The sequence below is a fragment of the Maribellus comscasis genome (genome assembly GCF_009762775.1).
In the GTDB taxonomy this organism is placed as follows: Bacteria; Bacteroidota; Bacteroidia; order Bacteroidales; family Prolixibacteraceae; genus Draconibacterium; species Draconibacterium comscasis.
This window is the reverse complement of the sequence record NZ_CP046401.1, coordinates 3,616,929-3,631,809: the sequence shown is the minus strand read 5'-3', so window position 1 is coordinate 3,631,809 and position 14,881 is coordinate 3,616,929. Positions and strand designations below refer to the sequence as shown.

Sequence of the window (14,881 nt, the reverse complement as noted above, 5' to 3'; positions counted from 1 at the left end):
ATTTATTTATCATTTGCCGATGATAGATAGGAAACCGGAGGTGTTGCCGCACCGCCGGTTTTTACTTATCTCTCAGCACATCTCTATTTTTATTTTTATCGAGGTGAAAGACAATAATATCTTCCTTTTGTACAGCTTTCACCGGTGTAATTTTCTCCATCAATTGAATGATTTCACTCAAAGGCTCATTTTTTATTGTAAAGGTGTAATGGAAGCCGCTGATATTTTCATCAAATGCAAATTCCTGGTTGTAACGTGTTTCAAGTCGCTTGATAACTTCACTTAACGACTGATTGTAAATATTAATAATTCCGTTCTTCCATGATGTAAATTTGCTTGTATTGACTTCCGAAACTTTCAGCTTCCGGTTTTCGGATTCAAACTGAGCGCGTTCTCCCGGTTGCATCGTATAACTGAAAGATTCTGATTTATCGCTCAACAATTCTACCACACCTCGTTCCAAAACCACATCTACAGTATTATTTGCAGGATAGGATGCTACATTAAATTTTGTTCCCAGTACTTTTACCTTCAAATCGCCACAGGAAACAACCATAGGAACTCTTTCGTTTTTATTTGCCTCAAAATAAGCTTCGCCTGTTAAAATAAGATTTCGATTTTCGGCGCCAAAAAAGTTATCGTACCTGATTTGAGAGCCGGAATTCAGCCAAACCAGTGATCCATCGGGCAATACAACCTTCGATATATGTCCATTTTCGGCAATTACATTACTGTAATATACATGAGCTTCTTTTGAGTCGCTTCCGGAAACAAAAAACCAAACTAAATTGCTCATTGCTACAGCAAAAAAGAAAATAGCAGCGTACCTGAAAAACATCTGTTTTTTTTGTGATTTACGCCATCTTTTAAAACTCTTTTCCAACAAAGCAGCCTGAATTTCATTCCAACTTTCAATTCCCTCTTCCGGGAACCAGGAATCATCCAGGTTTTTCTTCCAGTCGAGTTTATATGTCTGAAATACAGATTGATTTTTCTCGTATCGGAGCCATTCGAGCAGCATAGCCTGTTCTCTTGTATTGGCTTTGCCTTCCAAATATTTTTTGACTATATCTTTCATAAGCTTGTTCATAAGAAGTACAAAATACTTTTAAAAACCCTACCCCCTTTAGCTGACATTTTCTTCATAAGAAAGCCAGGAAAGAACAAAATGATTTAAAACAGACACTTAATCTAACGAATTGAAAATATGGTTTAAAGACCTGCCAATTATCCCTTTTCAATAATATTAAGCCAATGCTTATTTTTTTAATTATCCAGAATCTTTATATGGTATTTACAACTTTTGTCGCCGCGTTGAATAGACGAGGTTACGCGAGCTTCGACAGGCTTTCCTGAAACTTCTGAATACATTCTTTCAGCAAAACCCTCAGAGCAGTAACAGAGAGCTGGTAGTTTTGTATTGTTTCCGTTTTTTACCAGCGGACAAACGCAAAAATCCTTGTTTTCATCGATGAATATTTCACCTGTATTTTTGTCAAAAAAGATATTCCAACCCCATTCCTTTTTGATAAACTGGTTGAATTCTTCCAGTTTGCCTTTATAGGGACTTAAAAATGTTTTCATATTCAATTCATCAAAATGAACAGAGGAGCATTCTTTAATTGTATTACTAATTTTTTCTTCTTCGGCAAAATCACCAATATTTAACAGCATCTTTGAAATCCAATCGTGAGGGAAGGAATTTCTATCTTCGTTACTCTCTTTTGCGTTCAGTTTTGCGAGATTTCCGAATCCACAAATACAAGTGGCCGTGATACACGATTTTTTAATAAATTCTCTTCTGTGTTTGTTTGTTGCTTTCATTTTCAGGGAATATGCTTTTGTATATCTTATCTTGTACTACTTGCGATTATTTCAAATTACCGATCAACAAAGAGATAAGTAAAACCATTGAAGGATACTGTAGTAGCAGTTTTTGTCTGATATTGTGTTTTGCTTTTGAAATGTGTTTTTCAATGGCTTTTACAGTAACGCCCAGCTCTTCGGCAATCTCCTTCTGCTTTCTTCCTTCTATTTTACATTTCTTATATACAAATTGCATTTTTTCCGGGAGTTCATCAACCGCCTGCTGAAACGATTCAATCATCAATTCTTCAAGGCTTTTGTCCTCTTTCCCTGAAAAATCTATCTGATATAAAAATTGATTCTCACTTGGAATATTTGTCTCCAAATCTGCATTAACTTCCTCAAGTTTTTGTTTTTTTATCCGGTTCAGACAACGATTTCGAACCATGACAAACAAAAGATTCTCGACTGAATTTTCGGGTTGAATCGTATTTCTTTTTTCCCAAAGCGTTAAAAAACCTTCCTGAATAATATCCTCTGCTTCATGTTCATCGCTAATAAACAGCCTGCAGTATCCCTTTAAACGGGGATACAATAAACGGAAAACCTCTTTGTAGGCACTTGGATCTCCGTTCTTAAGTCTCTTTTTAACCTGAACATCGAACATCAGGTCAAATTTAAAAGAAAAAACGTACTATTTACATTTATTTTACAAAAAGTTAATATCCTGCAAATGCACTGTTCAGTAAAAAAATTGAGTAAAAAAGGCTACATTTTTTTATTACCAATTGGGAGCTGATTCTAATTTTCACTCAGCCAAACACTCATTTTGTTTGCCCCCCGGTTGTTCCAAACGTAATACGGGATTGCTTTAAAAACTTCGTTTGTGGAATTACCGGAAGTATTAATAACTTCTATACCGCTTAGCAACTCCGGATTAAAGCTTGATGCAAACCGGGTATTTTCAGAAATCTGCAGTTCCTCAATATCCGGGTTGTCTTTTTCTTCAACACAATAAACAATAGGTCCGCGTTCAATTGCCAGTTTTCCCAGATCATCTTCAACTTTTTCATTTGCTCTTACTTTTTTTACTTCCATAGGAAGAAAAATTTCGATTTTATTATTTAACTCCCACTCACGTGTTAAAACGGCATAGCCCTTTTCTATATCGAAATTTACCTTCTCGCCGTTAACGGTTATAACCGGTTTATTTTCCAAAGGATTCAAATAAGAATACAGGTCTCCCGGAAGTGGCTGATTTACTGACCAACCCGGAATTCTCAATTTAATTGTAAATTCAGATTTATTCTGAGGCAAGATGGTCAACTCTACATCGCCCTCCCAGGGATATTCAGTTTTTTGTTTAACTTTCACCGAACCATTATCCAACTGCACTTCCGTTGAACTCTGGACATAGAGGTTCACATACAAATCATCTTCTTTATGTGCATAAATGTATCCGGGAACAGATGGCATAAAACGGCATAGGTTTGTAGGGCAACACGAGCAGTCGAACCAGGGTTCGCGGCTTAAACTGCCTCCACTGTTAAAATGATAGTGCATATCGCACTGTAAAGGATTGGGATAAAAAAAGGTTTTTCCGTCGAGCGCAACGCCGGAAATTACTCCGTTGTAGAGGCTCCTTTCCAGAACATCAATATATTTTGAATCGCCGTGAAGTAAAAACATCCTGTAATTCCAATAGACATTTGCTATGGCTGCGCAGGTTTCATTGTACGCTGTCAGATTTGGTAACTCGTAGTTTTCGCCAAAAGCTTCTCCGTCGTGCAACGAACCAATTCCCCCGGTGATGTATATTTTTTTTGTAACCACATTCTCCCAAATCCTATCTACAGCATTTTCATACGCCCCATCGTTATACAGCGCCGCAATATCTGTCATTCCGGCGTACATATATCCGGCACGAACAGCATGTCCAACTGCCTCATCCTGTTCTGTCACGGGTTTATGATCCTGGTTGTATGGTCCCCATAATTCACGCTTGCTGCTGTCGCCCCTGTTGTCAAGAAAATGACGGGATAAGTCGAGGTATTCTTTTTTTCCGGTAAGCAGATAAAGTTTTATTAAGCCGGTTTCCACAATCTGATGACCAGGCACCTGTTCGTTTTTCCCGGCTCCAAAAACAGAAACCAGGAGGTCGGCGTTTTTTATGGCAATATCCAGAAAATTTCTTTTCCCGGTTGCAAGATAGTGTGCAACTGCGGCTTCAAACATATGCCCGCTGTTGTACAACTCGTGGCTGCACGACAGATTTTGCCATCTTCCCCCGGCGGGACACCAGCCTGCCGGAGCTTTGGTTGTGTCAATGGTTTTATAAGTGGTTAAATAACCGTCTTCTTCCTGCCCGATAGCAATAATCTCAATCAGTGAGTCAACATAGTCATCCAGTTTTGGATCCGGGATTGTACTCATTGAATAGGATGCTCCCTCAATTATTTTATATACATCGGTATCATCAAAAGGCATTTCACCTTTTACTGAACCCTCCATTTTTCCACCGGCAATGAGGAAATTATCCAGGCGGCCTGTTTCTTCACACTTCTGAAAAGATGCCGGAATGGTAGCTGTGCGGTTGGTTTCGATCTTTGGCAACCAAAAATTATCATTAATTTGAACCTTGCTAAAAGGAACTCCGCTAATGGGATAGTCGGCATGTTTTTGAAGCGGCTCTTCCTTTGGTGTTGAACAACCCCAAAAAAACAAAATCGATAAGATTATCAAATAATAATGTGTCTTCATTGTATTTAGTTTTGCTATTCTTCAATAATGAGTAAATCCCATGGATTAATTATCAGTTTTTCCTGTCCCTCCACTTTTTTGCCCGAAATAAGCTCAGTACCTCCTTTATAGGGATACAAAAACGTAGCTGCCCGGGATGAATAATTATAATAATACCGGATGGTATTGCCATCGTTATTTGTTCCTGATTTTGTAATTAGCGGCCAGTGACTATCCTGATCCGGAGTTCTTATTCCCGAGCGATCAACGGCATCCATCACTATTTTCTCCTGAATGGAATCAGAAACCATACAGCCTTCATAAAGCAATGTTCCTTCACCAAAATTATTAAGGGTTATTGCGGGAAATTTTTCGAAAAACCAGTGTTTGTAAAAGGCCAGCGGCCTGGCTGTTTCAGGAATAATATATTCAGCCCATGTATTCACTTTATTTTCGTTTTCCCTTACTTCGAAAGGATCATCCTTTAAGCTCATTTCTTTGAAGTTGGTAAATTCCTGATAATAAAACCCGCACGCTTCACGAAGAGGACCGGGAGCCAACATGGGGCGAACCATCGAATTTTCATCGCAGAATCCACTTTTGAATTGTAAAACAACGTGTCCCCCATTTTTTATAAAATCACTTATTTGTTCAAGAAGTTTATCGCTTGCTATATATAAAGAAGGAATAATTACCAGACTGTATTTTTCAAATTCAGGATTTTCGGAAAAAATAAAATCCACACCAACATTATTCCGGTATAAAATTTTATGAAATTGTTTTACCAAATCATTGGTATAAAAATTATTATTGGTGCTTCCCCAGGCATTTCCCCCTTGATCAAAGGGCATGATATTAAGCGCATGATTCGAATCGTGGCTGTACAAAATAGCGACTTTATTTTCCTTTTTCAGGTTCACCAGTTTTTTACCTATGCGTTCCAGTTCATGTGCTGTTTTTGATACTTCGGCATAAGCCCTGTTAGGCTGCAAATCATGCGAAAGCACTCCCTTCCAGTAAATCTCCTGTCCGTAATGGATAGAATGCCAGTGCCAGTATTCAACCATATTTGCCCCGGAACCAAGATGGGCATAAACATTTTGTCGCATCTGCCCCGGATAAGGTGGCTGCTGAATACGCGAGTTCCACCCAATGGTTTGCGCGTTTGTTTCAGTTATCAAATAATTTTCATGTTTCACCGATCTGAAATAGTCTCCGGCAAAAGCAATCTCATTTCCGGTTAAATCATCCTGCTGGCCGTGATACACATTTACAGCCATAAGATCCATCAATTCAGAAGACTCATGTTGGTCAATATCCTGAACAGCAGGCATAAAACATTGGGTAATAAACTGGTCGTCGCGTTTATATTCCCGAACGATCGCCGATTGCCATTTTAAAAAATCAGCAACAGCTTTCCGGTTGTAACGCTCCCATTCGAGTTTATAACCTGTATTCGTGATTCCATCACGAGGAGCTAGTTCTTCCCATCCGTCAATGGTCATTCCCCAGTAATTTAAACCCCAGATTTTATTGAGATTTTCAGTCGTATCAAACTTCTTTTTCAGATAATTTACAAAACCCACCTGGAAATCATAATTGTTCACACCCCGCGACGTGGTTTCGTTATCAACCTGGTAACCAATTATTCCCGGATGTTGTGCGTAGTGCTCCATCATTTTCCGGATAATCCGCTCGCTATAAAATAAATAAGTTGGGTTTGTGATATCCATATTTTGGCGAATACCATAATAAGCCTTCCCTCCATTTTGGTATTCCAGCAGAACTTCCGGATGTTTGTGCCACAACCAGGCAGGAATTGAATAGGTTGGAGTTCCAAGAATAACTTTTATACCGGCATCGTAAAATTTGTCGATTATTCTGTCCATCCAGGCGAATTCAAACTCACCCTCGCGAGGTTCAAATAAACTCCAGGTAGATTCGCCAACGCGCACGACCGAAATACCGGCTTCTTTCATCATTTTAACATCTTCATCAAGGCGCTCGGCAGGCATGTATTCATGATAATACGCTACGCCGTACAGGATATTATCAAACTGAACTTGCGAAAAAACATGGTTCGAAACAAGGACAGCAATAATTATAAATAAACGTTTCATTATTCTCGGTTTAGATTGGCACTATTAAAAATTAAATTTCAAAATAAATTCCGTGATACTAAATTTTATCAAAGTATATCTTTAGTCTAACTTCAAGGGTTCAATACCGTTCAACGTTGGTTTTACCTCTTTGATTTTTCCATCTGCATCAAACTCCAGCTTGTCGATACATACTTCGCGATGAAAACCTCCCGAACGTCCCATTTCAACTCCTTTCGGATAAGTAAAACGGTGATAAACAAGAAACCATTCATCTTTACCAGGAATCTGAATAGCTGAATTATGACCGGTGGCAAAAATGTCTGTTAAAGAATCGCGCTGAATGACAATATTATCTTGAGGAATTGTAAGTTTCCCCAACGGCGAATCTGATGTTCCGTAACGAACTTTATAATTCGGGCTGCGGGTATCGTCTTCCGACCACATAAAATAATAGGTACCATTTCTGTAAATTACATAGGTTCCTTCGCGGTAGGTGTTATCAATGTTAAACGTTTTTAATGTAGCTTTATTAATTGAAATCATATCGTTATTTAATTCAGCACCTGCCATGTAGCCATTTCCCCAATACAGATAACTCTTGCCGGTTTCCGGGTCTGTAAACACATCCGGATCTATTTCCTGACCTCCGGTTACTCCCTCTGGTTTATAATCGATTAGCGCATTGCCGCTGTCTTTAAATGGGCCTGTTGGGCTATCAGCTACAGCAACACCTATTTTTTGTGCTGCCGTGAAATAGTAGAAATATTTGTACTCTCCATCAATTTTCTTTTCGATAATACAGGGTGCCCATGCATTTCTATTTGCCCAGTTCACATCCTTTTTCAGGTCAAGAATAGTTCCTTTGTCGGTCCAGTCGACCAAATTATCCGACGAAAATGTTTTAAAGTAATATCCCGACCAGTTGTTAAAGCCATCGGTAGTGGGATAAATGTAATATTTACCTGTTTTTTCGGAATACAAAATATCCGGGTCGGCGTAATAGCCCTCCAGAACAGGATTGTGGTCTTCTGAAGCGCTCACCTGGTAAACAACATCTCCTTGTCCTTCAATTGTAAAAGTATAAGCAACTGGACCTTTGGTAAAATCCTGCCGCCCTTCGGGAGCAACTGATATTCCTGGAAAACATCTAAACTGAGGATCAAAACCGGACAAGTCAACACTTCGTTTTACCGGCAAATGAATGATTTTGTTTTCTCCGTCGAATACAACATTTAGATGTTTTAATCCGGAAGAAGTGGCTTCAGCCAGCAAATCATCAAAACGTCCCCAATAACTGATCAGCCGCTTTAATTCATTTCCCGTAACTGGCATCACCGTACCGTGACGCGGATGAAAATTCATTGAAACCTCCTCATCAACCACAGAAAAATTCTGCAAATCGGAGCTTTTGGTAAACTGATAGCGTCCGCTTGTGTATACATCGTACATTAAGATCCACTCGTCGGAACTATTCAACTTAAAAATTCCACTTCCTTCTACCGGACGAGTTTCCAGATCAACACGCTTGTCGCTCACCAACCGGTAGCCTTCGGTTAAATTATCTGAGACGGCTAGTTTTATGCCCGGATCGCCATCTTCAGCCTTATGAAACAAATAATATTTCCCGTGAAAAGGAATGATGTCACCATCAATACAAGCTTTCGTGTTACTTTCCGCAGGAGGAAAATACAGCTGCTTTGGAGCACCTTCCAGGCCAGTGAAATCCTTATTTGCGAAAGCATAGTAAATAATATCCGGCCCGTCATCCTTTTTCATCGAAAAGTAAATCATGAATTTTTCTGATTTCTCATCATATATAGTTTGGGGCGCCCACACCCGATTGACGTCGCTAAACTCACCAGGAAAAGTTTCCGGGATGTTTACTACAGAACCCGACCAATCTATGAGATTGGTCGATTTTAACAAAATCATGGCATAGTTGTTCCATCCCTGCCCGGGCACATACAAGTCGGTTGCAACCATATAAAACGCCTTCCCGTCAGCGCCTCGTAAAATGTGGGGATCGCGCACACCACCGGAGCTACTTATATTTTTTGAATTTAAAATCGGCTCGTTATCATTTAATGCCCGGTAATTATAACCATCGGTGCTCACAGCCACACGGATTGCTTCTTCTCCCGGTTCATTGCCGGTGAAATAAACAAACATATAACCAGCGAACTGCTCATTCGTCGATTTGATATTTTCGCAAGAAATAAGGAATAAAAAAGACAGAATCATTACCCACCGTAACCGGGATAAGCGGAAAGCTTTTATTTCGTTCGTTTTTTTCATATTAAATTGTCTTTTTTTGTTTAGTCAGTATTTTTAATTGAATTGGTTCTTATTCTGATTACAGAAAATGAATAACCTGGCAATTTGTATTCAAACTCAGAATCTACAGAAATTTTAGTGGTTGAAGGCAAGGCGCTTTTATCTTCCGGCTTTCCTTTTAAAACAGTTAAACCGGCCTCAGAATCAGCGATATTAATGTCTGTAAAATCCAAATTTGCGTTTACTTCAGCAGGCAACAGATTAACCAGTTTTACAATTACATCATTTGTTGCGTTATCCTGAACCACTGAAACAGCAACCCGCTTTTTTATATCTTCCCTATTTTCAGATAACTGAATTTCAGCAGGGATATAGGTTTCACCTGAATTTTGTCCAAAAAGTTTTTGTACGTAATAGCCAACAGTTGGTTTTACTTCCGTATTATTGAAATAAATAAGATCCGGAGCCCAGTTTATGTGTTCTTCCTTGGCAAGGAGTGGTGCATAGGATGACATTTCCACGATATCTCCGTTTCTCTCCAGTGTTGTCATGTACAATGCTTCGGACAGTGCTGTTTCAATATTGTTCGGCCTTCCGGGTAAGTGTGCTGCATATTCTCCCAGGTACACTTTGGATTTTGAGCGATCGTAGCGGTCATAAAAATCCTGGTTATGAATAAACCAGCCCGGAGGTTGGTAATAATGTTCATCAACCATTGGTACCTGAAGTTTGGTAGCTATGTCCCAGCCCTCCTCATAATCAGTTCCGGTATAAAAAGGACCAACGGTTCCTATCACAACTATTTCCGGATGTTTCTCTTTGAGGGCGTTAAAAATCATAGTAAATCTCTCTTCAAATATATCAGTTATTAAATCTTCATTTCCGATACCGATATATTTTAAGTTAAAAGGCTCCGGATGACCAGCTTCTGCGCGAATTCTGCCCCACTTTGTATTTTTGTCTCCGTTTGCCCATTCAATCAAATCAAGTACTTCCTGCACATATTCATCCATTTCGGCCATAGGAATCCCACCTTGTTGACCATGCCCGCAAGTTCCCGAATTCTGGCAAGGCACTCCTGCCGGCAACACAGGAAGAGGCTCAGCCCCGATATCTTCGCAAAATTGAAAGTATTCAAAATACCCCAAACCTGCTGACTGATGATAGTTCCAAATATTTCGTTGCGGAACCCGTGTTTCCAGCGGCCCAACTGTCCGGTTCCAGCGATACATGTTATGAAGTCCGTCGCCATGAGCGACACATCCACCGGGAAAACGAACAAACTTTGGATGGATATCTGCTATGGCCTGTGCCAGGTCTTCTCGTAAACCATTTTTTCTCCCTTTAAAAGTATTTTGCGGAAAAAGAGAAATCATATCCAAAGCAACTTTTCCGTTAAACTCAGGAACGACTTCTAATTTCGCATTATCAACCGTCTTGTTTACAGTGAGAACAGCTTCATATTTTTTCCATGTGGTTGCAATCGATTTTGTTCTTGTTTCAGCAATTACTTTATTATTTTCGTCGGTCAATCGAATAAGCAGTTTTCCTTTTTTGGGCTCCATTATTTTGGCAAAAACCGAAAAATCGTAACGATTCCCTTCTTTTACAGCAATCCCGTCAAATCCTTCGTTAACCAAGGCCGCACCAATTTCCGCTATTTCAAGCACAACAAAATGTTTGTTATTCTCATGAATAGGTGAAACAGAATCTATTTTAAATGATGCATTTTCTCCATTCAACGACCAGGCTTTGTAACTGTTCCAGGATGGATCGTTTCCGCTCTTATCGCTAAGAGCATATTCAAATCCACGATTCTGCACTAACTCGGCATACAAACCACCGTCAGCTGCATAACTGATATCTTCGAAAAATATTCCAACCAGCTTATCACTGATCTTTTTACTTCTTTCTGGTATTAGCTTGATGGAAGCATCCACTTTCCTGAGGTCTTTGAAGCGTTCCTGGTCTTTACGCATATTATCAGCCCTCTCCATACTGTGAAACTGGCTCCATTCGTACCATTTTATCAGACCATCAATCGTTTTCCATGAAATTTTTTTGACCGTACCTGTTTGTAATTCACCGTCGATCCTTACAGTTTCGCGGAGCCCCAGCCGCTTGTCTTTAATAATTCCGGTAGTTTCAGAATAATTTTTAAAGTCAGTTGTAGTTGTTTTGAATCGTTTGAGTTCTCCGTCGATTTCACTTTCCCAGGTAACTAAATATCTATTATTTTTTTTGTCTGAAGAAACTTCCAGGTTTAGGACATTGCCATTTCCCATTACCTGAGGATATGACTGACGTTTCCATTGATAAAGATCTTCGGAAGCAGCGTGTGCAAATTGCCCCACATCATCGTTCAATGTCCATAAACAATGATACAATCCTTCTTCATCTTGAAACAGTATTGGGTTAATAATTTTTTTCTGAGTTCCCCATCGACCAAAATCACTCGCCAAAAAGCGAAACTCCGGCCCGATCCCAAACCAGTTTTCACGATCTACACTCCATGCATAGTGCAAACCTGCGGTATTATTTTGTTTGTGTGTGGTGTAAGCAAAAATATAAGCCGAATCAGGTTCGTCGGCACCTGCTTCATTGCAGAAAAATGAAAAAATGAATAAAAGAAAAATTGGCAATTTTATTGATTTCATCAGGCAAAAGATTTGAAGCGAAGATAATTAAATGTTCGGAAGTGTCCAACATACACTTTAAAGTTTCATTCGCTTCCTGTCATTTACTTTTCCAATAGATGAAAAAAACAGAAACTAAAAAACCCTGGCTTCAGTAATTATGAGCATAAAAACTGAATACCAGGGTCTCAACAAAATGTAAGAACTACTTTGTTCAAATCTCCAGAACCCCAAAAATTACTTTAATTCAAAATCTACTGAAACCGCCTCACCGGCAATTACGGACACATTATTTAATGTATCGCTTTCATATCCTTCTATCTCGCAAACAACTGTATATGTTCCTTCTCTGAGTCCGATAATTTTATAATCGCCAAACTCATCAGTAAACGAAGACACATAAGTTGAATCTTCTTCCAGATTACTATTTTCCATTTCCGAAATTAACCAGGCTTTCACCATTACATCTTCGAGAGGTGCTTCAAGCGTATCAGTTACATTTCCTTCGATACGCCCGGCTGCTCCCATATACACGCCCCGAACAACCGGCTTAAAGTTAAATCCCTTAATATTATCCAACGGGCCTTTTACTACAAACGATTTGCTTACATCAAAATCAAGCAAAACATCAGAAGTTTGCCCCTCTTCGAGATAAATCTCCGGCTGAATTTTCACTTTTAGTCCACTGGATGAGCCACTTGGTACTTTTAAATCAAATTCAGAACCGTTAGTAAGAACAACTGTTGCGTCAGTAACACGAAGTCTTAACATATCGTAATACCCTGCTTCGAGATCTACAGAAGCAATTTGTTCAGTTATTCCGTTGGTTAACTCAAGCAAGTCGACAACCATAGTTTCTTCGCTTAGCACTAAAAAAGTGTCATCGCTTTCTTCCATGTCAACTTCCGTTTTTTGCCGAATTTCGACTCTATCAATTGTTACGTAAGTGTGACTGATTAAGCCAACAGGAAAGGGTGAATCCGTAAGATGAACATTAATTCTCCCTTTGCCATCCATTGAAATTTTTTCATCGTTATTATTACAACTTATCATTGCAATACTAACTACTATTCCGATAATAATAAATTTAAGTTTTCTCATAATACTAGAAATCTTTTATTAATTTTTCTAAATATCAAACACCATTACAATCACTGTGCAAAAACTCTAAAAGCCACAAAAAGATACACGATATCAGACATTTACAAAAAGCACACAAAATATTTTCCAATCAAAATGATAATTAATTCTCATTTTGATAATAGAATATTATTAATTATATCATCAAATTCAAGAAATCCTTTTAAAGTATTTATAATACCTTTCATCGCTAAATTGCCTTCAATCTGTAATATATTCAACAATTAAAACAGTAAAATTGTTATCCAAAAACAAAACATTATATCTCGTCTTATTTTCTAATAACCTCTAAAAAAATTCCAACAAGATAAATTATCCCTTCAAATTAAACTTCGTCAAAAACAAATTAACAAGAACCGTTAGTAACAAAGAACTACATGTCATTAAACTTTCTGACAGAAGAGGTAAATTATACTGACACAAAGAGATATTTTTGCTGATTTTTCTAAAATATTCTAATAAAATTCTAAAATAAACTATTAACATATTTATTATTTATAGTTTTGCCCCGACCATTACCACAACACATTTAAACGTCCACTTATCGGGGCAACTTAAAGTTGCCCTTTTTTTTATATTATTAAAAGAATGGCAAAAAATATAAAATCGAGCAGAACAATCCTTTATGGTGTATTTATTCTTATTTTTTTTACTCTCGTCGTAAAATTTGGGAGTATGCTCATAAGTATGTAATTTATCTTTATCTGAAAGACGCTTTCAAAAAGTGATATAACAAGAGAATGAACCCTATTCCACAGGTAATGTTTTAATAATCCCGCCAAGAAGATTATTTAGATCAAAATTCGAATAGCCATATCCCATTCGAACAACAACCAATTTTTTGGAAGGAATTACATAAATCCGCTGACCAAGAAAACCATCAGCAAAAAACACATCTTCCGGAACATCTTTAAGCGCTTGTTCCGGGTTTGATTCTTTTAACCAGAATGTTCCGGCATAATTCCCATTGGAAGCTTTGGCAGGAGTTTTCATAAAATCGACCCAACTTTTTGAAATAACGGTATCACCTGCAAAAATTCCATCATTCAAAAAAAGCATTCCAAACCTGGCCCAGTCGCGTGTAGAACCGTAACTGTAAGAAGAGGCCACAAAAAGTCCCGCAGCATCTGTCTCAACTTTGGTGTGCAACATCCCTGTTGGATACAGTAACTTTGTATATATAAATTTATGGTACGATTCATCGTTATTCATTCGGTTGCGAATAATCCCTGAAAGCAAATTTGCATCTCCCGATGAATAATTCCAGTAAGTTCCAGGCTCATATTTCACTTTATTATCAAGAATAGAAGCCAACATATCATCGTTTTGCATCAACATTACCGTAGCATCTGAAATGGTGAAATAATTTTCGTACCAATCGAGACCGGATGACATTTGAATAATATCTTTCACCGAAATATTTTTATGCTGATCTTCATTCCATTCAGGAAAACCAGCCGGCTCATCCACCGTTAGTTTACCTTCGTCGGCTAAAATACCCGCCAATACTCCGGTGATGGTTTTTGTCATTGACCAACCGTGAAACATTGTTTTATAATCGTAGCCATCCAAGTATTTCTCGGCAACCAACTGGTTATTAAAAACCACTGCAATACCCAATGTTTTTTTGAAAGGTTCACTACCCGGCGCATCAAAACAGGTGTCAAGCAATTCATTCAACCGCACGGTATTCAAACCTTCCGGCAAAGTATCGGGAAGTAAATCACCTTTGGGCCAAAAAATTGTATCCTGTGAATATTCCGGAGTGGGAAATTGAAATTCAAATTTTTTTAATTCATTTTCCGGCGTATCCAAAACCAGCACCGCGCCTAAACCTTCCCGGTAAATTGCTTTTCGTTTTGCCAGACCAAAAACGGTGGAGGTTACCGATTTTTCATCGAAATCAACTACCGATTTTGCCAAACTTATCGGAAAAAAAGACAGGTCTTCAGCCTGCACGCGTGCCTGCTCTTTATCTGCAAGAAAAATACTTGAACACATTCCTTTTGCTGCAAAAGCAGTAATTATTGGCAATCGTGGCCACACAAACCAAACTACAGCTGCAATCAAAACAACAACAAAAAACAGGATGCCTCTTTTGACACGATTTCGTTTCATTTTCACTTGATTTTGATTTTCAACTAAAAATAGAAATATTTTAGAACTTCTCATTAATAAATCTCC

Annotated in this window: 9 protein-coding genes; all 9 read right to left on the bottom strand. The window is 38.4% G+C overall.

What is annotated here, in order from left to right; all coding sequences use genetic code 11:
- Positions 1 to 61 precede the first annotated feature (61 nt).
- On the bottom strand, positions 62 to 1,078 hold the full coding sequence (locus tag GM418_RS14315) for a FecR family protein (protein ID WP_158867448.1): 1,017 nt from the start codon (positions 1,076 to 1,078) through the stop codon (positions 62 to 64).
- Positions 1,079 to 1,266: 188 nt separating this feature from the next.
- Complete coding sequence (locus tag GM418_RS14310; protein WP_158867446.1) at positions 1,267 to 1,824, bottom strand: hypothetical protein; 558 nt, start codon at positions 1,822 to 1,824, stop codon at positions 1,267 to 1,269.
- Between the two features lie 46 nt (positions 1,825 to 1,870).
- Positions 1,871 to 2,473: an RNA polymerase sigma factor gene (locus GM418_RS14305; protein ID WP_158867444.1), complete on the bottom strand. Its 603-nt coding sequence runs from the start codon at positions 2,471 to 2,473 to the stop codon at positions 1,871 to 1,873.
- Between the two features lie 134 nt (positions 2,474 to 2,607).
- Positions 2,608 to 4,566 carry a glycoside hydrolase family 127 protein gene (locus tag GM418_RS14300; RefSeq protein ID WP_158867442.1) on the bottom strand — a complete coding sequence of 653 codons (1,959 nt, stop codon included), beginning with the start codon at positions 4,564 to 4,566 and terminating at the stop codon, positions 2,608 to 2,610.
- 14 nt (positions 4,567 to 4,580) lie between these two features.
- Positions 4,581 to 6,665: a beta-galactosidase gene (locus GM418_RS14295; RefSeq protein ID WP_158867440.1), complete on the bottom strand. Its 2,085-nt coding sequence runs from the start codon at positions 6,663 to 6,665 to the stop codon at positions 4,581 to 4,583.
- An 81-nt stretch (positions 6,666 to 6,746) separates the two neighbouring features.
- Positions 6,747 to 8,942 carry a glycoside hydrolase family 43 protein gene (locus GM418_RS14290; RefSeq protein WP_158867438.1) on the bottom strand — a complete coding sequence of 732 codons (2,196 nt, stop codon included), beginning with the start codon at positions 8,940 to 8,942 and terminating at the stop codon, positions 6,747 to 6,749.
- Positions 8,943 to 8,962: 20 nt separating this feature from the next.
- The gene (locus tag GM418_RS14285; protein WP_158867436.1) at positions 8,963 to 11,578 is read right to left on the bottom strand and encodes an alpha-L-arabinofuranosidase C-terminal domain-containing protein; all 2,616 of its coding nucleotides are present in this window, start codon (positions 11,576 to 11,578) and stop codon (positions 8,963 to 8,965) included.
- 216 nt (positions 11,579 to 11,794) lie between these two features.
- Positions 11,795 to 12,658 carry a DUF4382 domain-containing protein gene (locus tag GM418_RS14280; RefSeq protein ID WP_158867434.1) on the bottom strand — a complete coding sequence of 288 codons (864 nt, stop codon included), beginning with the start codon at positions 12,656 to 12,658 and terminating at the stop codon, positions 11,795 to 11,797.
- Positions 12,659 to 13,444: 786 nt separating this feature from the next.
- Positions 13,445 to 14,815: a serine hydrolase domain-containing protein gene (locus tag GM418_RS14275; protein ID WP_158867432.1), complete on the bottom strand. Its 1,371-nt coding sequence runs from the start codon at positions 14,813 to 14,815 to the stop codon at positions 13,445 to 13,447.
- Between the last annotated feature and the right edge of the window lie 66 nt (positions 14,816 to 14,881).

Excerpts from the sequence above, each read along its gene's own strand:
- GM418_RS14305 (WP_158867444.1), bottom strand. The coding sequence starts at position 2,473 with ATGTTCGATGTTCAGGTTAAAAAGAGACTTAAGAACGGAGATCCAAGT.
- GM418_RS14280 (WP_158867434.1), bottom strand. The coding sequence starts at position 12,658 with ATGAGAAAACTTAAATTTATTATTATCGGAATAGTAGTTAGTATTGCA.
- GM418_RS14315 (WP_158867448.1), bottom strand. The coding sequence starts at position 1,078 with ATGAAAGATATAGTCAAAAAATATTTGGAAGGCAAAGCCAATACAAGA.
- GM418_RS14295 (WP_158867440.1), bottom strand. The coding sequence starts at position 6,665 with ATGAAACGTTTATTTATAATTATTGCTGTCCTTGTTTCGAACCATGTT.
- GM418_RS14290 (WP_158867438.1), bottom strand. The coding sequence starts at position 8,942 with ATGAAAAAAACGAACGAAATAAAAGCTTTCCGCTTATCCCGGTTACGG.
- GM418_RS14275 (WP_158867432.1), bottom strand. The coding sequence starts at position 14,815 with ATGAAACGAAATCGTGTCAAAAGAGGCATCCTGTTTTTTGTTGTTGTT.
- GM418_RS14300 (WP_158867442.1), bottom strand. The coding sequence starts at position 4,566 with ATGAAGACACATTATTATTTGATAATCTTATCGATTTTGTTTTTTTGG.
- GM418_RS14310 (WP_158867446.1), bottom strand. The coding sequence starts at position 1,824 with ATGAAAGCAACAAACAAACACAGAAGAGAATTTATTAAAAAATCGTGT.
- GM418_RS14285 (WP_158867436.1), bottom strand. The coding sequence starts at position 11,578 with ATGAAATCAATAAAATTGCCAATTTTTCTTTTATTCATTTTTTCATTT.